This window comes from Acerihabitans sp. (genome assembly GCF_036398755.1).
In the GTDB taxonomy this organism is placed as follows: domain Bacteria; phylum Pseudomonadota; class Gammaproteobacteria; order Enterobacterales; family Enterobacteriaceae; genus Acerihabitans.
This window is the reverse complement of record NZ_DASWOM010000017.1, coordinates 154,679-174,926: the sequence shown is the minus strand read 5'-3', so window position 1 is coordinate 174,926 and position 20,248 is coordinate 154,679. Positions and strand designations below refer to the sequence as shown.

Annotated in this window: 17 protein-coding genes and 2 pseudogenes; 6 read left to right on the top strand and 13 right to left on the bottom strand. The window is 54.2% G+C overall.

From position 1 onward, the window contains the following. The first annotated feature begins 76 nt into the window (after window positions 1-76). Window positions 77-1,015: an SDR family oxidoreductase gene (locus VGC33_RS03505; protein WP_331119074.1), complete on the top strand. Its 939-nt coding sequence runs from the start codon at window positions 77-79 to the stop codon at window positions 1,013-1,015. A 458-nt stretch (window positions 1,016-1,473) separates the two neighbouring features. On the opposite strand, the gene VGC33_RS03500 is transcribed toward VGC33_RS03505, so the two are convergent. The 5 genes from VGC33_RS03500 to VGC33_RS03480 all read right to left on the bottom strand — a co-directional run bounded on the left by VGC33_RS03500 (window position 1,474) and on the right by VGC33_RS03480 (window position 7,270). Further along, window positions 1,474-2,688: an MFS transporter gene (locus tag VGC33_RS03500; protein ID WP_331119072.1), complete on the bottom strand. Its 1,215-nt coding sequence runs from the start codon at window positions 2,686-2,688 to the stop codon at window positions 1,474-1,476. Between the two features lie 188 nt (window positions 2,689-2,876). Next, window positions 2,877-3,782, bottom strand: coding sequence for a dihydrodipicolinate synthase family protein (locus VGC33_RS03495; protein ID WP_331119070.1), 906 nt, complete (start codon window positions 3,780-3,782; stop codon window positions 2,877-2,879). Window positions 3,783-3,910: 128 nt separating this feature from the next. Continuing rightward, window positions 3,911-5,128, bottom strand: coding sequence for a PfkB family carbohydrate kinase (locus tag VGC33_RS03490; protein WP_331119068.1), 1,218 nt, complete (start codon window positions 5,126-5,128; stop codon window positions 3,911-3,913). A gap of 527 nt (window positions 5,129-5,655) precedes the next feature. Continuing rightward, a complete protein-coding gene (locus VGC33_RS03485; protein WP_331119066.1) occupies window positions 5,656-6,138 on the bottom strand; it encodes a cold shock domain-containing protein in 483 nt (160 codons plus the stop codon). A gap of 223 nt (window positions 6,139-6,361) precedes the next feature. Next, window positions 6,362-7,270 carry a LysR family transcriptional regulator gene (locus tag VGC33_RS03480; protein ID WP_331119064.1) on the bottom strand — a complete coding sequence of 303 codons (909 nt, stop codon included), beginning with the start codon at window positions 7,268-7,270 and terminating at the stop codon, window positions 6,362-6,364. Between the two features lie 396 nt (window positions 7,271-7,666). Here VGC33_RS03480 and VGC33_RS03475 point away from each other — a divergent pair, with 396 nt between their 5' ends. After that, window positions 7,667-8,359, top strand: a complete 693-nt coding sequence (locus VGC33_RS03475; protein WP_331119062.1) for an SDR family NAD(P)-dependent oxidoreductase — start codon at window positions 7,667-7,669, stop codon at window positions 8,357-8,359. Window positions 8,360-8,549: 190 nt separating this feature from the next. On the opposite strand, the gene VGC33_RS03470 is transcribed toward VGC33_RS03475, so the two are convergent. The 5 genes and pseudogenes from VGC33_RS03470 to VGC33_RS03450 all read right to left on the bottom strand — a co-directional run bounded on the left by VGC33_RS03470 (window position 8,550) and on the right by VGC33_RS03450 (window position 13,359). Beyond that, window positions 8,550-9,089, bottom strand: a complete 540-nt coding sequence (locus VGC33_RS03470) for a DUF2058 domain-containing protein (RefSeq protein ID WP_331119060.1) — start codon at window positions 9,087-9,089, stop codon at window positions 8,550-8,552. Window positions 9,090-9,252: 163 nt separating this feature from the next. Further along, window positions 9,253-9,710 (bottom strand): annotated as a pseudogene (locus VGC33_RS03465) (helix-turn-helix domain-containing protein). A 206-nt stretch (window positions 9,711-9,916) separates the two neighbouring features. Beyond that, window positions 9,917-12,118 (bottom strand): TonB-dependent receptor, encoded by a 2,202-nt coding sequence (locus VGC33_RS03460; protein WP_331119058.1) that lies wholly within the window; start codon window positions 12,116-12,118, stop codon window positions 9,917-9,919. Between the two features lie 128 nt (window positions 12,119-12,246). Next, window positions 12,247-12,417, bottom strand: a complete 171-nt coding sequence (locus VGC33_RS03455) for a hypothetical protein (RefSeq protein ID WP_331119086.1) — start codon at window positions 12,415-12,417, stop codon at window positions 12,247-12,249. A 231-nt stretch (window positions 12,418-12,648) separates the two neighbouring features. Continuing rightward, window positions 12,649-13,359 carry a Crp/Fnr family transcriptional regulator gene (locus VGC33_RS03450; RefSeq protein ID WP_331119056.1) on the bottom strand — a complete coding sequence of 237 codons (711 nt, stop codon included), beginning with the start codon at window positions 13,357-13,359 and terminating at the stop codon, window positions 12,649-12,651. 184 nt (window positions 13,360-13,543) lie between these two features. Here VGC33_RS03450 and VGC33_RS23225 point away from each other — a divergent pair. Continuing rightward, window positions 13,544-13,630: pseudogene (locus tag VGC33_RS23225) on the top strand (SAM-dependent methyltransferase); the annotation flags it as partial. A gap of 115 nt (window positions 13,631-13,745) precedes the next feature. Here VGC33_RS23225 and VGC33_RS03445 read toward each other — a convergent pair. After that, a complete protein-coding gene (locus VGC33_RS03445) occupies window positions 13,746-14,309 on the bottom strand; it encodes a class I SAM-dependent methyltransferase (protein ID WP_331119054.1) in 564 nt (187 codons plus the stop codon). Between the two features lie 252 nt (window positions 14,310-14,561). Next, entirely contained in the window at window positions 14,562-15,203 is a 642-nt protein-coding gene (locus VGC33_RS03440) for an aspartate/glutamate racemase family protein (RefSeq protein WP_331119052.1), read from the bottom strand. A gap of 194 nt (window positions 15,204-15,397) precedes the next feature. Here VGC33_RS03440 and VGC33_RS03435 point away from each other — a divergent pair, with 194 nt between their 5' ends. The 3 genes from VGC33_RS03435 (at window position 15,398) to VGC33_RS03425 (ending at window position 17,825) form a co-directional block, all read left to right on the top strand. Next, window positions 15,398-16,060, top strand: coding sequence for an ABC transporter permease subunit (locus VGC33_RS03435; protein WP_331119050.1), 663 nt, complete (start codon window positions 15,398-15,400; stop codon window positions 16,058-16,060). Between the two features lie 262 nt (window positions 16,061-16,322). Continuing rightward, the gene (locus VGC33_RS03430) at window positions 16,323-17,204 is read left to right on the top strand and encodes a DMT family transporter (RefSeq protein WP_331119048.1); all 882 of its coding nucleotides are present in this window, start codon (window positions 16,323-16,325) and stop codon (window positions 17,202-17,204) included. Between the two features lie 96 nt (window positions 17,205-17,300). After that, a complete protein-coding gene (locus tag VGC33_RS03425) occupies window positions 17,301-17,825 on the top strand; it encodes a 5' nucleotidase, NT5C type (RefSeq protein ID WP_331119047.1) in 525 nt (174 codons plus the stop codon). A gap of 19 nt (window positions 17,826-17,844) precedes the next feature. On the opposite strand, the gene pbpC is transcribed toward VGC33_RS03425, so the two are convergent. Then, window positions 17,845-20,211, bottom strand: coding sequence for a penicillin-binding protein 1C (pbpC, locus tag VGC33_RS03420; RefSeq protein WP_331119045.1), 2,367 nt, complete (start codon window positions 20,209-20,211; stop codon window positions 17,845-17,847). Window positions 20,212-20,248 lie beyond the last annotated feature (37 nt).

Below are 20,248 nucleotides of genomic sequence, written 5' to 3'. Positions count from 1 at the left end.
ATCGGCTCAGGCAGCATGGCTGAGCGCCCCCGTAGCACCACTTTCTCGCACCATATCACTCACAAGGAGCAGTAATATGCGCGTTTTTGTTACTGGCGGGACCGGCCATATCGGTTCGTACATCATCCCCGAGCTCGTCGCGGCCGGACACGAGGTCACTGGCCTGGCCCGGTCGGACACGGCCGCGGCCGCAGTGTCCGCGCTCGGCGCCAAGGTGCGCCGCGGGGAACTTTCCGACCTCGATGGACTCAAGGCGGCGGCGGCGGCCGCTGACGGCGTCATCCACGTTGCGCACAGGCAAGACCTGCTTCCCTCCGGCGGGATCGACGCCGTGGCCGCCGCGGAACTCCAGATCATGCTGGCATACGGCGAGGCATTGGCCGGAACCGGAAAGCCGCTGGTCGTATCGGGGAGCATTGGCTCGCCCGGTTGGGAAAACCTGGGCCGGCCGGCCACCGAGGAAGACCCGGCGCTTCCCGGTGGCGATGCTTACCAGGGAACCCTGCGGGTTCGCAATCGTGTGGAACTCGCCGTGGTCGGCCTCGCGGAGCGCGGCGTGCGGTCTTCGGTGGTGCGCATTGCCACCATCGCGCACAGCACGACCGATGCCGGCTTCCTCCCGCTGCTAATTGGACTCGCGAAGGAGAAGGGCGTCGTCGGCTATCCCGGGGACGGCGCGAACCTGTGGCCGGCCGTGCATAGCCGCGACCTCGCCTCCTTGTTCCGTCTGGCACTGGAGAAGGGTCCGGCGGGCAAATATTGGCACGGGATTGAGGGCGCGGGCATCCGGTTCCGCGCGATAGCCGAAGCCATTGGCAGCCGCCTCGGCCTGCCGGCCGTGAGCATTCCCGCGGACGTGCTGATGCTGCCGGGGTACTTTGGGTTCCTCGCGAATTTGGTCACGCTGGACCTCCCGGCGTCCAACGCCATCACGCGCCAGGTTCTCGGCTGGGAACCTTCTCAGCCCAGCCTGCTCGCCGATTTGGACAACGGCCATTATTTCCCTGTCGGCTGATGAGCTGACGGCTGGGAGCCGGGTCGCAACGAGTCCGGCGAACAGCAATGTCGTGATGCCGTGGTCCGTTCGACCAAAGACTCTGTCGACCCGGGCGTGGCGGGAAGGGCGAGTGCTAATAGCCAGAGCGCCGATGGCCATTGAATACGAACGACGAAATGTGGGAATGCGTTACCTCTTCGATCAATCGGGGGAAGATGGGAAAGCTTAATCCGATCCCTACCGCATCAAGCCCGATGGTAGCAAAAATGACGACAAGGGGGTTGGTCATAGGAGGGATGGAGCCATTGGCTCCCCGCCAAAAAAGAAACCGCCAGACGGACCATCATCATCGAGCGTAGCTGCCCTGACGATGCCCTTAGCGGCTTCGGCTGGGGCACGATCATCGTTATCATCATCCCGTTCGGGATGAGTGCTGACAGGACCCGCTATCAGACCACCCTCCCCCTCGTTTAGGGTCACTCACCCGCTTCGTTACGCAGCGCCAGGGCGCACAAGGCCGACAACAGGGCGATACCAATCATATACACCACAACCATGTGGTAGTTGTGGTACTGCACCAGCAGCGCGGTCGCCACCAACGGTGAAATCCCGCCGCCGAGTATCGGTCCGATTTGCTGTACCAGGGAAAGTCCGCTATAGCGGATATTGGCGGGGAAGAGCTCCGAGAAAAAAGCGCCTTGGGCGCCATAGACCGAGCCGTGCCCCAAGGCTAAACCCGCTGCGATCGCCAGATAAATCAGCCAGACATCGCCGCTGTTGAGCAGAAGAAAAAACGGGTATGCCAGCAACGCCTGGAAGATCATGCCCGCGATATAGATTTTCCGCCGGCCGAAACGATCGCTGAGCGCACCGAAAACCGGCAGAGTAAAACACTCGATAAAGCAGGCCAGCAAGACACCGTTTAGTATTAATTGACTGGGCAATTGCAGCACGTTAACACAATAGCTGATGACAAATACCGCATAAATATTAAACAGACCACTTTCCGCAATCTTGGCGCCAATACCGTAAATCACGTTGCGATGATGATTTTTTACCGCTTCGAATGCCGGCACGTTAACCGTTTTTCCCGCCTGCAGCACACGTTTAAATGCCGGCGTCTCCTCGATATGAAAGCGTATAAATAGCCCCAGCGCCAATAAAACAATGCTCAGCAGGAAAGGAATGCGCCATCCCCAGGCGAGAAAGCCCTCCTGTGACATAACGCTGTTTAATACGCCGATCAATACAATCGGCAAAAGAAATCCGGCGGGCACGCCGATATGCATAAGTGAGCTGTAAAAGCCTCTTTTTTGTGGCGGCGCATGCTCCACCATCATGGTCATGCCGCCTCCGTACTCCCCGCCGATGCCAATACCCTGCAGAACACGCAGTATCACCAGGATAACCGGCGCCCAGATGCCGATCTGCGCATAAGGCGGGATCAGGCCTATCAGGAAGGTACCGGCCCCCATAATCATCAGGGTAATCAGCAGCATTATTTTCCGGCCAAGACGATCGCCAAAATGGCCGAATAAAATACCCCCCAGGGGGCGTGCGCAATAACCGACAAAATACGTGGCAAACGCCGCGAGCGAGCCAATAAGCGGATCGTGGCTGGGGAAAAATATTTTATTAAATACCAGCGCGGTTGAAGTGGTATAGAGCGTAAAATCATAATATTCAATCATGGTGCCAACAGCACTGGCTAACGCAACTTTACGCATATCCTGAGATGAGGACGGCGTAGAGACATTAAGTTTAATACTACTTTCCTCAATGTTCATTTTATATTCTCCAATCACTTGTGTTGGTGGAAGCCGACCAACGATCGCGGGTTGCCCGGCGCAAACCGCACGGGCAACCCGTCTCCCGCCAGTTAAAGAAGATCGGCCAGCAATTTATCCACTTTCTTTTTATTTGCGTCATCCAACGCGCGCAGGGGCCGGCGTGGTAAACCCACCTCCAGCCCCTGCGCGGCCAACACATATTTACAAATCTCCTGCCAATGGGGAACGCCATTAACCTTATCGTAAAAGAAATAATCGATAAAAGGCTGCATTTTATATTGCTGCCGGTTGGCCTTTTCCACATCTTTTTCCTTCACGCAAATATCAAACAGTTGGCGACAGGGTTGCGGCAGAATGCCGGGGAAGCCGCTTAACCAACCGTCGGCCTTGGCTAATAGCGCCTCCATGGCGGCATAATCATGGCCATAAAAAACGTCCAGCCGATCGCCGCAGTGGAATTTAAGTTCATGGACCCGATTGGCATCCCCGTGGGCCGCCTTAATCGAATTGATAACACCTTCATTGAGTAACGTCTCAATCTCGACCGGGGTAAGCTCATAGCCGGCAAACCAGGGATTATTATAAATCATAATATTGATATCTATATTTCGACGCAGCTCGCGAAAATGGTCCATTACCGCGCGTTTATGCGGATTCAGGTAAAACGGCAAAATAACCATTACCCCATCGGCCCCCACATCTTGGGCAAATTTACTTAATTCGACGGTGTGTAATGTGGCATAACGGCCGGTTCCGCAATAAACAGGTACCTCGCCGTCAATAAACCTGACCACATGTTCGATAATCTCCTTTTGCTCATTCATTTCCATGGCAATATTTTCGCCGGTGCTGCCACAGATAGATAAACTATGCGCACCCTGGTCGATCAACCAACGCAAATATTTTTCCATCCCTTTTTTATCATAGGATTGATCGGATTGCCAAATCGTCATTGATGCCGGCATTACGCCAAATGCTTTCTTAATTTCTTTCATTCTCATACTCCGAGGTTATTTTCAACTAGATCAACATAAGACCCGGCGCATCATCACAAATATAAATGATAACGGCAGGCAGCGGTAACACGCATCCTGGATAGGTATGGTTTATAACCAAATGCTAATTAAACTAATTCGTAGTGGCTTGTTCTTCTTTTTAAACGATAATTAATCTCCTCGCCGCTGGGCATATTGGCCGCGCCTTCTTTTTCCACCACCAATGAGGCAAATGCCGATGCGTAATTAATGCAATACAGAATATTCTCCCCTTTGGCCATCATTGCTGAAAACGCTCCGCAAAAGGCATCGCCCGCGCCGGTGGTATCGATCTGCACCGACGTATAGGCGGGAAAATGATAAAAAGACGAATCGAAATACAGCAGCGCGCCAAAACCGCCCATGGTGATAATCACCGTATTGACACCCAGGGCGTGAATTACCTTGGCCGCCAACTTGGCCGAATCCAGATCCTGCACCTCGATGCCGGAAAGCCGGGTGGCCGCGATAACATTGGGAATAATAATATTGACCATCGGCAGGCAGGACTTTATTTCTTCGGTGATGGGGGCCGGATTTAATATCACCATGACATTTAAAAGATTGGCCAACTTTATGGCGCTGGTAACCGCACTGATATTATTACCCGTATGGAGTAAAAAAATATCCGCCGCGGATAATTCCTGGTACATCGCCGCGATTTCAAGATCGGTGATTTTTTTATTCGCCCCCGGGCTGATGGCGATAATACTTTCCCCATGCTCTTGGGAAACATAAATAACCGAGCAACCCGTCGATGCTTCCGGCGTTTGGTACAGCGTGAAGGAATTGATGCCCGATGACACCAAATGATCGTGGGCCATCTGGCTGAACTGGTCAGTACCGACTTTTGCGACAAAGTGCACCCAGGCGCCGGCCGCCGACGCCGCCAGAGCCTGGTTTGCGCCCTTTCCACCGGGACCAAAAGAAATATCCGACGCCAGCAGCAATTCTTCCCCGTGCGTCGGCAGGTGGTCGACCTTGGTGATGATATCGACAAAAAATGTGCCGAGGATACAGACTTTACCCGAGTGCTGTTTATTCTCAGGCGCTGCGCATGGACGCTTAACATTGCGGATAATCTGGCCGATGCCGTTTTTGTCATCCCTGGTCAGTTGCGTTAACAAGGCATGATGAACAAAAGCCGCGCCGCCATGCACGCGTTTTATCAAACCAAAGGACGCCAGGTAAGCCAAATCATTGCGAACGGTTCTGCTGGATATGGAAAATAACGCCGCCAGCGCGTCAACGCTTACCACATTATGAGCTTTGATATAAACCAGGATATTTTCCCGTCTATGCTTCATATACATCATCAGCCTCCGGTTCGCAGGTCTAAGCGTCAACCCCGCTATGCGACCATTAAAAACTAGTCGATACAGTGGGGTAAAAAATTGACTTAGATCATGGTGTCAAAAACCAAATGGAAGCAAATGGCAACGTCGGTTATCACGCCGGCATGGTTGTCCGTACTGCAAAATTCGCGCGGAAAGCATATCCCGCAGGCCAACCTGCCGAAAAACCGCAACGCCGGTAGGAAATATCTCGCGGTTTTGAATCAGGGCTGAGCGATGTATTACGGTTGAATATTGCCTTTGGTCAATTAAAAAAACAGTTGATCAAATGAATTGCTCAGTTAGCCAGAATGGAACCAAGGTATTCCTAGCGATATTGTACCCTCAGGCCATATTTGACTTTATATGCTAGACGCGAATAGCGGCGTAAACTCAGGACCGTATTGACGCTTGCATATATCATATCGGTCAGTAAGCAATGCCGATACGCTGCTTATGCCCGGCGCAGGATCCCGGCACAGGGCCAGCCGGCAATTATGTCAGACCTTGAGCAGTTTCACCGTGGCATCCACGTCTATCTCATCTTCCGAAAAGATTAACGTCGTTCCCTGGAAGGTGGTGATCGCCAGTTTTTTCAGCGAGCGCATTTCGCCAGGCTTCGCGGCTGATTTCGGCCTGATGCTATTCATCAGTACCCCTACGGACAGTACCGCGGTTTCTTTATCGATGCGGGTATCGGCAGACACTTCTTCGCTGTAAACCAGGTAAGACCTGATCGACGTAAGCTTAAGGCGTTCACCCGCGATATAGATGTACTTGCTTTCCGGTACGACTTTCACAGCATACGCCGACAAGCCCTTGTTATTAGTGGTGGCTTCGAACGTCACCACCGCATCTTTCTTGATAAGCTCCGGGTTGGCGACCTTAATCACATGAAAATAACGGTTATCACCGTTTTCATCTTTGATAAATCCAAAACCTTTATCTTTAAACCACGTTGTGATCGTTCCGTTCATCGCCATTACCCCTACTTGATCGTTTATCTACTCAGTTTTTGCAGCGCGCAGTGTAAAGCACAATGCCTGCGCAGACTATGATTTTGCAATGGCAATCCATCGACTCGTGGTAGTTTTTACCGAACGCTCGGCCAACTCCAGACAAAGATGGGCAAGCGGTGCGCGACTGATCGAATTTGTTACCGTCATGAGTTTCTGCATTTCGGACGGCTCGTCAAAAAGAGAGTCATCAGCACGCGACCACCGAAGAGACAAAATCCAGGAAGGTACTGGTTTTAGCCGGGAGATGATTGCGCGACGGATAGAGTGCGTAAAGTGGAAAAACTTCGTTAGACCATTCAGGTAACAAATTGACCAGTTTCCCTTGCGCCAATAAATGTTCGATGCCCAGCTCCATGACCTGAGCTATACCATATCCTGCCAGACAGGCTCCATGCATAGTGCCGACATTATTGACAATAAGCTGGCCACTTAGCGTCAGCGATGTTATTTCCTTGCCGCGTTTAAATTCCCAGGTAAAGAGTTTGCCGGTCTCCGGGGAGCGAAATTGAATGCAGGAATGTTCGGGTAATGCCAAATCGTCTGGGGTAATGGGTTTTCCATGCTGCTCAATATAAGCAGGCGAAGCGACTGTGAGAATACGGGTATCAAGTAACTTACGCGCAACCAATGTCGAGGATTTATGTTCGCCGAAACGAATCGCCAGGTCAAATCCCTCGGCAACCAGATCACCCAGTTGTTCACGCGTGGCAAGTTCAACCTGCAACTCCGGATATTGGCGCAGAAAGCCTCCCAATTGTGGTCCGAGTATCAGTCTTGAAAAGAACGGATGCACATTGACCCGCAAACGTCCACGTACCGCAGTGCTACCCTCTAGAGCACAAGCCGCGGCATCTTCCAGCCCGGCAAGTAACGGAGCAATTTGCTGAAAAAAACGGTGCCCCTCATCGGTTAAGGCTATCGATCGGGTGGTACGGTCAAACAGACGGATACCAAGCCGGCCTTCCAGCCGGACGATCGCGCGGCTTACGCCTGAGGGGGACATATCCAGCGCCTCGGCAGCAGCGGCAAAACTCCCCCCGTTTACCACCGCAGAGAGTACGCCCATGCCATTTAACATCCGCTCGTCGAATGCCATTTTTCCACCTCTCTTCTGGCTAGTTGGGGCCTCTCAATATGAAGACTCATGACATTTTGTCACGGGTTACCTATTATTCATATCATTTTTGCCCAACGGGACCCGGTGGGATCAATATCAATATGTTGTCATTATTAATGATTTTTTGTCACTTTAAATATGACAATCATGATATGGATTAACTCATTTTTGCGCCGTAGACTCTGCACCCGTCACCATTGATACATTAAAGCGTCCGTACCGCGCTGGAGTCAACGCGCCCGGGTGGTGTGACTACCACCTGGGCGCGCAGGTCGCACAGCAGCATCTGCTGACGCCGCTGGGAATGATGGCTGGAACCGGGAATCGCACTGAACACATTGATTAAAAAACATTTTCTGAACAACCGGAGATTTTATGAGTACGATGGCAAAGCAACCCGTTGCATTAATTATTGGGGCCAGTCGCGGCCTGGGGCTGGGGTTAACCGAACGTTTTCTGGAACGCGACTGGCGAGTCATTGCGACTGAGCGTGAGGATACTACCCGTGCTGATCTGCGCCAGCTCGCTGCACGCGACCCGCGTTTGTCTGTCGAAACGCTGGACATGAACAGCGAAGAGTCGCTCGCGGCATTACATTCTCACCTGGCAGGGAAAACGCTGGATCTGCTGATGGTGAACGCCGGTACGGCGGGTTCTCCTGATGAATCTTTCGCTCAGCGGCTGTTGGCGGTAATGCGTACCAACGTCGCTGGTGCAATGTCCGCTGTGCGCATCCTGTCACCGAACGTCCGAGCGGGTGGTGTGGTCGCCGTGATGTCATCGGAACTGGCAAGCATCGCGGGGAATACGCAAGGCGGCTGGGAACCTTATCGTTCCAGTAAATCGGCTCTGAATCAGTCACTGCGCAGCTATATCGCGGAAAACCCACTGGTGCCCTGGTCATTGACAGCGGTAGCGCCCGGTTGGGTACGTACTGAACTGGGTGGCCCCGATGCGCTACTGGATGTCGACACCAGTACACGCGGCGTCACGGAAATGTTGATGACCCGTTTTAACCAGAAAGGCATCGCTTTCCTAAATTACCAGGGAAAAACGCTGGAATGGTGAGTAACCATTGCCATTGATGATTGTGGAAACACAGTAGCTTTTGAGACTGAGGAACACTATCTCACCCCCCTATTCCGACACTATCCCTGTTTCAGCCGGTACCGCCGGTTAAGGGGCCACTGGTTTTGCCATGTTACCGGTCTTGCCGCAAACAGGGGTATTCCGCCCGGTTGAAGAAACAGGTGATTGACTACCACATTAAATCATCGGGCACTTTAAAATCGGCATACGGATCTTCTTCATCTTGCTCTTCCTGACTAAGCGCGCTGTTTAATACGATACTGTACGCATCTCGCTGGGCAATTTTATCGGCTACGCTTGCGGGGATAATAGCGTATTCACTCACGCCACTGTTATCAACAACCAAACGGGCAATGGCGAGACGACCACTAATCAGCTGGGCTTGGGTTGTCTTATCCACATCTATTTTTTTAATTAAATTATTATCTGTGAAGTTGAAACCAATATTACCTTTTGAAATGTCGACTCTGTTCATTTCAATTAACTGTTTCACCTGAGCTTTATATTCTTTAGATAAAGCAGCCTGTTTTTGCTGTTCGCTTAGCTGTTTATCACGTTCAAGCTGTGCTTTTTTATTTTCTTCCACAGCTTCCCTTGCCTCACGGGCCTGAGCGCGTGATTTTTTAGCCGTCTTCTGGACTTTGGCTATTTTTTTGCTGGTCACTAATCCCGCTTTGAGCATCTGCTCTTGTAAGGTAAGTTTTGTCATCGTCGTTTCTAAGCAAGTTGAATGATTTGTGGGATTATACCTGTAATTTTTGTGGCTGTACCAGGTTGAAGTGTAATCCCCCCCGAATGCGGCGACGCGATTGATCGTCAGCTCGGACGGCACCCATCACCACGGTCCGCTGTTCCCCTAGGTTACCGCTGATTTAGTTAATCATCGCATTGCCCTTTTTTATCTTGGCAACATCTCCTGAGGGAGGATGGCCAAAAAATCGCGCATATTCCCGGCTGAATTGAGTATGGCGTTGATATCCCACCGATAAGGCGACGTTTGTCATGGTAGCGCTTGTCGTGGTTAGTTTTGACCGGGCATGCATCAGCCGGATACGTTTCTGATATTGCACCGGGCTAAGCGCTGTAACCGCCCGGATGTGGCGATGGAATGCCGAAACACTCAGCGCGGCCTGTTCTGCCAGATCCTCTCCCCGACCCTCATGCTTTTCGAGCCGGTCAGGATCAGGTTAATCATCGGTTCATAAACGGCAGACAGCCTGTGTTCAGGAATGTCTCCCCGCACCATCGCCAGACGCGGTATACCTGTTTCAATGCGCTGATTGCCAGCCCCGGGGGCGGGCTCGCGCAGTTCCCGTAATCGTTTTTCCATTTTCGACAAATAGCATGCCGCCGTACCGGTAACAAGAGAAAAGCAGGCTCAGGCAACGCTCAAACAGGAATGCATAAGCCATGAGCCAGCGCGAAAACCCATGGCTGATCCATGTCGGGTACGGCTCCGCTGAAATCCATCCAGCTGGAGCGCGACATTACGATAACCCACGCGACTGCGCGGCACATTGGCTCTGCGACAAAGGCTTAGAAATCGTAGCTCATCGACACTTTCAGGGTGCGCGGCGCGCCCTGGAAAACATAGGTGCCGTTGTCTTCAATGCCAGACCAGTATTTCTCGTCGGTGACATTATCCACACCGACACGCCACACCATTTCATTCTCATCCTGGTTCAGACGGGTGCGGTAGCGAACGCCCAGATCCAGCGTGGTATAGTCATCGATTTTCTTGGTATTCGCCGAGTTCGCATATTGTGAACCCGAATGCGTGACGCGCGCGGTCGCGGTGAGGCCGTCTACCGGTTTGATGTCATACTCCGCGCCCAGCACCGCGTAGAATTTTGGAACGCCGATGGCATTTTTGCCGTCGTAGGTACCGCTGTTCGTTTTGACCATCTCCGGGTCGATCCAGGTTGCACCGGTGTTAAGACGCAGGCCAAGCACCGGTTCGCCGAATACGTTCAGCTCAACGCCGCGGTTACGCTGTTCGCCGTCGAGCGCATAACGCAGGGTGGCGTCATCCTGGATGGCGGAGGGTTTCTTGATTTCAAACAGCGCCAGCGTGCCGCCGATCCGACCGAAATCCGTTTTCACGCCCACTTCGTTCTGTTTTGAGTGTGCAATACCGGTGGTCTGTCCGTAATTGGACGATCCGATAGGCGCCACGCTACCCGGCTGTAGCGCTTCGGTATGGTTGGCATACAAGGAGACTTCTTCAATCGGCTTGTACACCACGCCGTAGGTCGGCATCCAGCGGTCGTCGGTAAAACGCGAGGTGGTATCTTCGTCGCCGGTCGAGTTGCTGTAGTTGCGTACCCACACTTTCTGATAACGGGCGCCGACGGTGAACAGTAGGTGGTCATCCAGCACGCCCAGGGTATCGGCCATCAGCCAGCCTTGAGTGCGGTTGCGCGAGGTCGTCAGCGGATCGGTGTAATCGCCGCCGAAATAAGCATTATCCGGTGCGGGGACACCATGGTTATGATAAATATTCGTGGTCGGGTTATTCGCCGACATACGCCATGCGGTGTTATCGCTTTTCAAGAGCGCGGAATAGCCCAGGTTCACTTTGTGCGATACGGCACCGGTATCAAAGTTACCGCGAATACCGGCCATGCCGCTGTAGGCGTTTATAATGCGGTTGACGTCCAGGCGGCCTGCGGTGGCATCGCCGTTGGCGTTAAGCAGCTTTGGCGCGCTGTAAAGACCTTCCTCATGCGCGTGCTGCGCGCCGAATGCGCCATAGGCCGTCCAGGCATCGGTCAAATCGTACTCGGCGCGCGCGACGCCGAATTCGTTGTCGATATCGCTGTGGCTCCATTTCTGGCTGTAATTTTTGCTGGGGTCCGGCACCTCGGGAACGAAGTCAACGCCGCTGATGTTGAGGCCGGTAGTGCCGCCGTGGAAGGTCTTTTTCTGATAGCCCACGTCGAGCGAGGTCCGCAAACGCTCGCCACGGTAATCCAGCCCTAAGGACAGCAGCGTAGTACGACGTTTGTCGTCATCCACCGGCGCTTCACCTTCACGATGCAGCAGGTTCACGCGCGCGCCAAACTGGTTGCTGTCGCCAAAGCGACGACCCAGATCCAGCGAGCCTCCGACCTGTGAATGGGTGGTGTAGTCGACACCCACACGCGTCAGCGGCGTGTCTTCGGCATGTTTCGGCTCCAGATTTATCATGCCGCCCACGCCGCTGCCCGCGGCGCCGTTCAGCAAGGCATTGGCGCCTTTGAAGATTTCCACGCGGTCAAGCATTTGCGTGTCGACAACCTGGCGCGGGACGATGCCCGGCAGGCCGCCCAGGGTCACATCGTCGCCATCCAGGTTGAAACCGCGAATACGGTAGGTTTCAGCGAAGTTACCGTAACCCTGCGAACTTTTCACGCCCGCATCATTGGCGATCGCTTCCGCAACGGTTTTCGCCTGGGTATCCTGTACCGCTTTGGCGGTATAGCCGATGACGTTGAACGGCACGTCCATCGCCTTTTGTTCGCCCAGCATCCCCAGACGCCCGCCGTGCGCGATCTGGCCGTCAAGATAGGCGGGGACCAGCTCATCGCCACCGGGTTTGAAATCGCCGGCCGGTGCCGCCTGCACAATAATTGTATCTTCCTGGGCTTTTTTGGTGGTGGTCGCCGTCGTCGCCGCACAGGCGGAATGAGCTACCGCGCCGATAGACAGCGCAAGCAATGTCTTGCGCAAAGGAGAGTTGTTTTTCGCGTTGTTCATTATTGACTCATATATAAGAGCAAGTGGCTATGATGGCCTGGTGCCAGGCCGGTTAAATGGCTTGTTCGGTGAAATACGGAGCACGCCGTGTCCGTACCGCCGGTAGCATGATCTTTATTAACGGCTTGCTAAATGGGCACGAACAGGCGCCCGGTCTGTTCAGCCCCAGCGATATTCAGCAGCAACGTGTCTTTGCCGCCCGGCGGTGTCCAACGGTATTCGATAAAGTTATTGCGCGGGATAATCCCCGTGATTTCGCCGCCGCCCTCGGCGGCGTAAATGCGTTGGGGACGAGTCAAATCAGGGCGGGATCGGCAACGGCATACGGCACCCCCCGGGCGGGTTTGAAACCAGTTTTCATGGCATGCGTTCAGCGGCATCACAAATGGTAATGATAGTGATAATGATACGCATTATGTTTGTTTTATCAAGAATAATTACTGTTGGTAACTAAAACAACGGTTATGGCGGCTAAAGGGAAAGCGAAATAAAGGGCGCGCCCTGCCTTCCATCCCGGCATCGGCAGGTTTTTAAAAATCGCGTTTAGCGGACAGGGTCAATTCCCTGAGACGTTCGGCGGCAAGGATCCTCACTTGCCGTCCCTGCACCGTGATATCACCCCGCCGGCGCCAGTCGGACAACATGCGGCTTAGGGTCTCAAGCCTCACCCCGAGCTGCGTGGCCAACTGCGCGCGACTGACGGGAAGAGTCACATACAGGCTTCCGGCGTTTTCACTCAACGCCACCAGATATGCCGCCAGACGTTCAGCGGTAGAACTTGACGTCAGCCAGTCGACTTGATTGATAACCCCATACAGCTGATTGCAAAAATAACTCAACAGCCGCAGAGAAAATTCCGGATAGCGCAGGCAGATGTCCTTGAGCAATGTACTGGGTATGAGCAGCGCATTTCCTCCCTCCACCGCCTGAGCGTTCATCGGAAAACGACCGTGTTGCATAAAGACCGCCGCCAGCGCCACAACATCGCCTTGCCTTGATTGGCCGAAAATTTTTTCTTCCCCCGCCACCGTAACGCGAAACACTTTGACCATGCCGCTTTCAAGCAGCAGGCAATGCGCCATGGCATCGCCTTCGCGAAACAAGGTCTGGCCTGGCCTGAAGTTTATGCGCCGGCAATGCGCCGATAAATTAATCCGTTCGCTTTCGGGCAACATGGCGAACCATTGTTGTCTGCTCAGGGCGACAACGGCATTGGGCGGGGGCTTTTTGACATTTGTCATTGGCGTTGCTTTATCCGGTCTGATAACAAGAAGGAAAAAAATGATAATCATTCCCGAAAATACACTGTTTTCTTAACGGCGAATATCATCGCCGACCAAAATATTAATCCCCTCACCGGCGCATGATATCCCTGGTCTGATTCCCCCTGCCGTTGTCCGCAAGACGGCCGATATTCCCCATAAACCATGGGCGGACAACCGTATGGATGTGGTTATCAATAAAGCCATGTTGACGATGTACGTTGATAAAGCCATGTGGCGTCTGGTGGCAAGAGCACTTTCGCGTACTCTGTTTCGTGAGGCGGGATTAAGCCGGGTTGAGACGCATCAGGGGGATATGTCTTTGATTTTTGCGATGGCAAAAAAATTAACGCCCTACGCGTGCACTATTTGCAGAAACTCAAAATACAGTGATTCGGGCAACCGGTCATATCCCTGCCTACCAGGACAAAACCGGCGGCGACCACCTCTTCCTGCGCCTTCTGGGGGGGAACCTGCGACTGCTCGCTATTTAGATCGACAATCATGACCCGTACGCTGTCGCCCGTTTGCTCATAAAGATGCTTAAGAAACGTTTGCCGCGATGTGATGAACCGGTAAACGTTGGCCATAAACACCACATCCACGTCCGGCGGCAAACAAGGATCGTCGGACTTGCAAGGGCGAATGTCGATGTTGCGGCGCCCTTCTTTCGCAAAGCGCTTTTGCATAAAGTCCAGCATGTTGGGTTCGGTATCCAGCGCATAGACATTGCCCCGCGGCAAACGGTCGCTCAACAGGCGCGAAAAATAGCCTGTTCCCGCGCCCACATCGGCGATGATTGTATCCGGCTGCAGATGAAGAACATCAAGAATATGCGACGTTCGCTGCCATTCTTCCCGATTTTCAGCGTCGAAAATCCGGCTGAGGCGTTCCGCCTCGCTAAAACTTATCGGTGTAGGGGAAATCATAGATTCGGCAATTGGCTTTAAGGTTTGTAGTCATTAAAAATAACCCTGCGCGAGGCGCAGGCAAATGACAAATGTCAAAATCGGCGTATGGAAAAACCGCACCCGACAAAAAATGGAGCGGCGTCCCGCTGGATGCGGCTGTACCGCGGCAAAACAATGCGCGGGCCAGATTCCGGCTCAGTTGGCACCGACAGCGAACTGGCCCATCCGCCTACTGCCGGCATCCTCATCCACCGGGCAAAAGCCGGCGCGTTATTCGGGTGGCCGTGGCGCCAACTGGCTGATAAACAATCCCGCAGCGCTGACCGCATCAATGGCGATTTTGCCCAAATGCTGTCGAATGCGCTCGGCCAGGGCGATGGTGGAAAAGCCGGTGCAGGAGAAGGCAATCACCTCCGCGCCCTGGCGATAAAGCGCGTCGGCGCAGGCCAGCGCGCTTTCCCGCCCTTGCGGGGTTAACAGATCGGTGGTGTTGAAGACCCCTTCCGGCCGCGCATACGTCACCGATTCGCCGAGCAGTTGTTTAAACGGCAGCGGCGCGCCGGCCCCGATGCCCATGACCGCTACCGGCCGCTTAAGCATGGCGGCCACGCTTGCGCAGGCGCTGCCGGCGCTGATAACAGGAACGGTTACCGCCCGGCGCAGTTCCGCCAGCCCCGGATCGGCCGCACAGCTCAGGAACAGCGCATTACACCCCTCGGCCTGCAACGCCTGGCCCAGCGCAACAATCTTGGGTATCGCCAGTGCCTGGCTGGCATCATCATAAATCCCTTTATGCTGATCGGGTATGCAACGACTCAGGGAAACAACCCCATATTGCTCATGTATCAACCGGCCATGTTCTTCCACAAAGGTCCGATCGTCATGAGTTAATACCCTGATAATACCCAGCATAAAAAAACTCCTATCAATAACAACGATGTGCTATGGCCGCGGTGTCGCAGCCCGAAATCCGACCAACACCATAAAACCCCGGGCGGTAAAACGCAAGATTTTGCCACCGCGCACGCCGGCTTTCCGGCGATACGCCAGCACGCGGATATTGATCCCCGCCAGCCGCTCGGCGCGCTGAGCATCGCCGGCAGCAGATGGTGGAAATCGCCCGCGCCGTCGGCGAGGATGCGCGCGTCCTGGTGCTTGACGAGCCGGTACAGGAATTATCCGGCGGCAACCAGCAAAAGGCGGCGCGTCTGGCCGGGGTGCGGGTCAATCGCATCACCACATCGGTATATGTCATTGCCGGAATCTGCTCGGGCCTGGCGGGCATTATCTTTGCGGCGCGGGTTATCTCGGCCCAGCCCACCGCGGGCACCGGCGCCTTCGATCTTGAGCTCTGCCGCGGCACCGCCCTGGGGGTAGGTTCATCGAAATGGGGCATCCGCCATTTCCGCGCCGTCGCCGATGGCGTTGAGCTGATGGCGTCCGTGAATTACGCCATCGGCGGTTTCTACGGCCCCTTTTTCACCCCGGAAAACGGACTGATCACTCCCCCCGAACATACCATAGTGGCCATTGAAACCGTGGAATGCGGACCGGTATTGCATCATTACCGCATGCACGGGCTGATTCCCGACGGCCTGCTGCCGGAATTGCGCGGCAAACGCTTCACCATCGACGGGCAATTTACTTACAACACGCCGTTCTTCCAGCGCTGCTACCGGGTCGATAGCTTCCAGACCGTGATCAACGGTCGCTCGGTAACCGATAAAATCACCGTGGGCGATGAGTTTGAGGGCGGCGCGGGCCGGTAGGTATTTGTTCACTTCGCCGCCTACGGCGGAACGCGCTATCGCGCCGGCGATCCCTACGCCATGGTCTGGTGGACTTCACTACCCTCCGGCGCTTTCCTTATTGTGCAGCGCCGCCAGTCCGGCTGGGTGAACTGGGGCAGCAACGCCGTGACGCCGCTAAATCAGCGTATGGCAGTGCTGTTTGTCTTGATTTTATACATGCAATTTATGGTCAAAACGTTCAGGATATTATAATACTCATTTTTGCAGCGATAAATCAGTCATGGGAAGCTTACAACGACGCGCGGATTTATTATTAGTCGCGACAACATTAATTGCCGGTTTTGGATGGGTTTTTTCCAAGGAGTCCTTGCAGGGAATGCCGCCGTTTGGCTTTATAGGCCTGCGTTTTTTATTAGCCGGCGTGTTCTTGCTGCCTTTTTGTGTTTGGCAGCGAAGCCGGATAGCCTTATCGGCCGTCCCCGGTATCATCGGGGTGGGCTGCCTGCAAGCGCTGTCGTTATTACTGTGGATCCTGGCGGTATCGTTGAGTCATGCGCTGGGCGAAGGCGCTTTTATCATGAGCTTATCCATGCTGTTTGTGCCCCTGGTGGCATGGGTATTGCTCAGGCTCAAACCAACGCGTCCCTTTTGGGAATCCTTGCCGCTAGCGCTGCTGGGATTGGCCATGCTGACGTTAACGCAAGGGTGGCGGATATCAGCCAGCCAGTGCTGGTTTCTTGGCGCAGCGCTGGCGCAGGCGGTCTATTTCTGCGTAAACAGCCGTTATGCCCTGTCGCTGCCCGTCCTGCCGTTAACCTGCATTCAGCTTTTTTGTACCGGCATCTGCGGCGTGATAATTTCAGTATGCTTTGAAACCTGGCCTTCCGTCATCCACGCATCGATTTGGTTGTGGTTCGTCGCCAGCGCGATTATCGCGACGTCGATACGTTTTCTGCTGCAAATAGCCGGTCAGAAACGGACCAGCGTGGCCAATGCCGCCATTATCATGGTGTTGGAACCCGTATGGACCGTTATTCTTTCCGCCCTGTGGTATGGCGAAAAAATGCCCACGCAAAAGGCGGTCGGATGCATGCTGATTATGCTCGCATTAGTCTTGTATCGCGGACGGCAATACCTGCTGCTCAAAAGACTGAACGCCTAGCGGCAAAACCCCGGTCAATTCGGTGGCCGCGCGGCGAACCGCTGCCAATTGACAGCAACCAAAATGTTCAACGCCAGAAAATGGTCAGAGGGTTAAATGAAACGAATAGCTATTGATATGGATGAAGTTATTGCAGATTTTAATAGCAAAATGGTTCCCAGCTTTAACCAGCGTTTTGCCAAAAGCATTACGCATGATGATCTTGACGGGCACACCATTCAGCAGCTTTTTCCTGAGTTGAAATCAGACATTAATATCATGATCGGTGAGTCTGATTTTTTCGCTGACCTCAGCGTTATCGTCGACAGCCAGAGCGTCATCAAGCAACTGAGTGAACGTTATGACATTTTCATCACCACCGCCGCGATGGAATTTCCTGGTTCTTTTACGGCCAAATTTCTTTGGCTGGAAAAGCATTTCCCATTTATCGATCCCATGAATATTGTCTTTTGCGGTAATAAAAGCATTCTTCACGCCGACTATCTGATTGATGATAATGCCCGTCACTTCAACGGCTTCTCCGGGGAGGGCATTCTTTTCTCCGCCCCGCATAATGCACAGGTCGAAGGATTTCGCCGGGTCAACAACTGGCAGGAGATCGCGGCGCTGTTCCTGCGCTAATGCCGGTGAAAGGGCCGCCTTAATTCACAATCTCGATATTGATCCAGCGGCTGTCGGCCCGTCCGCGATCGTCGACCGCCCGGATGCGATAGCGCCCGTTATTGACAGGCCGCCAATCGATGGCCGATTTACTGGCGGAGCTGCCAAGGTATATCTCATCGACAAACCAGTACACCGTTTTGCTATCGGCGTCCGTCACCGCATTAAATGAAATCCGGTCATTGCCCTGCTGCGATTGTCTGAGAGTATAAGTGGTGTTGAGCATGGGTGACGTAATGCGCGGTGGATTACCGCTGACGTCCGCAACGTCATCTTTACAGTGATTGACCGGTGGCTTGCGCTTTGGCAAACCGGCCTGCGCAAATACGTTTGCCAGATCCGACGGCCAGAATTCGAATACCTCGGTTCGGGTCTGGTCTTCATTGTAGGGCCGGCAGGCCACCTCGCCGGTCAGTTTATCCAACCGCACCGGGCGGTAAACCGTATCGACCTTGATCGGCGACTTGCCGGGAATAAACCAGGTTGTGCCTTTCTGTTGACACCAGGTTGTGGATAAATCCCCGCTGGCGAGGCAGATCTCGACCCGCTTGAGCTGCTTTGGAAACGGCTGTTTCGGTTCCTGCAACGCGGGATAACTGGCGTTGATGCTATCGATAATATTGAAGAACAGCGGTGCGGCGGCGTCCGCGCCGACAAACACATTATTGCCTTTGCTGTCGAAATTCCCTTCCCACACCACCAAAACATAGGGGCCGAAAATCCCGGCGCTCCATGCATCGCGAAACCCCCACGAGGTACCGGTTTTCCAGTACACCGGCAGCGTGGAGAGCCGCTGCGCCAGCGTATCGCCGGGACGACGGTGCTGGCGTAGCATATCGAGGGTAATGAAACTGGCTTCCTCGCTCAGTAACCTTGTCGGCTTCGGGGCGGGATCGTTTTTTTGCATCCGCAGCGGTTGAAGCTCGCCGCGATTCGCCAGTAACGCATACAGTTTTGCCAGTTCCTGCATCGTCACCTCGCCGCCGCCCAATACCAGCGACAGGCCATAATGGTTCTCGCTGGACATATCGGCGATGCCGGCAAGCCGCAGGAACTGATAGAACGTCGGCTGGCGAAGCTTGGAAGCGATATAGACGGCGGGAATATTACGGCTGAAGTTCAGGGCATCGGTGCCGGTGACCGGGCCGAGAAAACGCCGGTCAAAATTCTCGGGCGCGTAGGCGCCGAATGCCGACGGCACATCTTTCAGGATGGTCATCGGATGCAATACCCCCTGCTCCATCCCCAGCGCATAGATGAAGGGTTTAAGCGCCGACCCCGGCGAGCGTTTGGCCGTCGTGCCGTTCACTTGCCCCTGGATCACGCGATTGTAATAATCAGCCGACCCCACCAGCGCGCGGATGCCCATATCGCGGGTATCCACCAGCAGCACGGCGGCATTATGGATGCCGCGGCTTTCGTTACGCAGGATGAAGGCATTCACCTGCCGTTCGACAAGCCGTTGTAAACCGGCATCCAGCGTCGTGTCGATGCGAGTATCGGTGCGGATATACTGTCGATTTTGCCGGCGGAGCTGCTCGATAAAATGCGGCGCGATATAAGGCATCTGCTCGGGCTGACGCAGCGCCAGGGGTAGCCTGAACAATGCGTTCTGGCTGCCGTCGGTGGTGTAATACGTCTGCCAGCGCTGAAATAGCCGGTTGCGCGCCTGCGCCAGCCCGGCGCCCAGCACTCCGGTTTTGACATCAATACGGTAACTCGGCGATTGCGGCAACACGGCCAGCGTCAGCGCTTCCGGTAAGGTCAGATCGTTCGGCGCCTTGTTGAAATAAATCAAGCTGGCGGCGCCTATGCTTTCGATATTGCGGCCATAGGGCGCGTAGTTCAGATAGGCTTCCAGGATATCGTGTTTGGAATACGCCAATTCCAGCTGCACCGCGCGCAGTACCTGCATGATTTTGCCCGACGGCGTGCGGGTGTTCAGATGCCAGCGCATGCGCGCCAGTTGCATGGTGATGGTCGAGCCGCCCTGCCTTGTTCCTCCGGCGACGTAGCTACGCCAGAAACCCCGTATCAGGCTGAGCGGGTTGAAGCCGGGATTGTAATAAAACCAGCGATCTTCGTGCAGCAACAGGCCTTGTACCATCCATGGAGAGACCTGTTCCAGCGGTGTCCACAAACGGTAGCGGTCGTCGTTGGCAAGGGTAATACGCATCAGCGTGCCCTGCCGGTCATAATAGACCGACGAAAAGGGTAGCCCCCGCGAAAGCGGGGGATGAGGATACAAACGGCACGCCAGCACGATAAGCGCCAGGAGAAAAACCGCCATGGCGATGTTTTGCAGCAGGCGTTTAACCGCGTTGGCAACAGTGTGAAGGTTGTTCATTTTGCTACTCGGCACAGGTTACGCCCCCAGCCGCGGA

Bases quoted from the DNA above. Each gene is read 5' to 3' on its own strand.
- VGC33_RS03505 (WP_331119074.1), top strand. From the start codon at position 77: ATGCGCGTTTTTGTTACTGGCGGGACCGGCCATATCGGTTCGTACATC.
- VGC33_RS03500 (WP_331119072.1), bottom strand. From the start codon at position 2,688: ATGATTGAATATTATGATTTTACGCTCTATACCACTTCAACCGCGCTG.
- VGC33_RS03495 (WP_331119070.1), bottom strand. From the start codon at position 3,782: ATGAAAGAAATTAAGAAAGCATTTGGCGTAATGCCGGCATCAATGACG.
- VGC33_RS03490 (WP_331119068.1), bottom strand. From the start codon at position 5,128: ATGAAGCATAGACGGGAAAATATCCTGGTTTATATCAAAGCTCATAAT.
- VGC33_RS03485 (WP_331119066.1), bottom strand. From the start codon at position 6,138: ATGGCGATGAACGGAACGATCACAACGTGGTTTAAAGATAAAGGTTTT.
- VGC33_RS03480 (WP_331119064.1), bottom strand. From the start codon at position 7,270: ATGGCATTCGACGAGCGGATGTTAAATGGCATGGGCGTACTCTCTGCG.
- VGC33_RS03475 (WP_331119062.1), top strand. From the start codon at position 7,667: ATGAGTACGATGGCAAAGCAACCCGTTGCATTAATTATTGGGGCCAGT.
- VGC33_RS03470 (WP_331119060.1), bottom strand. From the start codon at position 9,089: ATGACAAAACTTACCTTACAAGAGCAGATGCTCAAAGCGGGATTAGTG.
- VGC33_RS03460 (WP_331119058.1), bottom strand. From the start codon at position 12,118: ATGAACAACGCGAAAAACAACTCTCCTTTGCGCAAGACATTGCTTGCG.
- VGC33_RS03450 (WP_331119056.1), bottom strand. From the start codon at position 13,359: ATGACAAATGTCAAAAAGCCCCCGCCCAATGCCGTTGTCGCCCTGAGC.
- VGC33_RS03445 (WP_331119054.1), bottom strand. From the start codon at position 14,309: ATGATTTCCCCTACACCGATAAGTTTTAGCGAGGCGGAACGCCTCAGC.
- VGC33_RS03440 (WP_331119052.1), bottom strand. From the start codon at position 15,203: ATGCTGGGTATTATCAGGGTATTAACTCATGACGATCGGACCTTTGTG.
- VGC33_RS03435 (WP_331119050.1), top strand. From the start codon at position 15,398: ATGGTGGAAATCGCCCGCGCCGTCGGCGAGGATGCGCGCGTCCTGGTG.
- VGC33_RS03430 (WP_331119048.1), top strand. From the start codon at position 16,323: ATGGGAAGCTTACAACGACGCGCGGATTTATTATTAGTCGCGACAACA.
- VGC33_RS03425 (WP_331119047.1), top strand. From the start codon at position 17,301: ATGAAACGAATAGCTATTGATATGGATGAAGTTATTGCAGATTTTAAT.
- pbpC (WP_331119045.1), bottom strand. From the start codon at position 20,211: ATGAACAACCTTCACACTGTTGCCAACGCGGTTAAACGCCTGCTGCAA.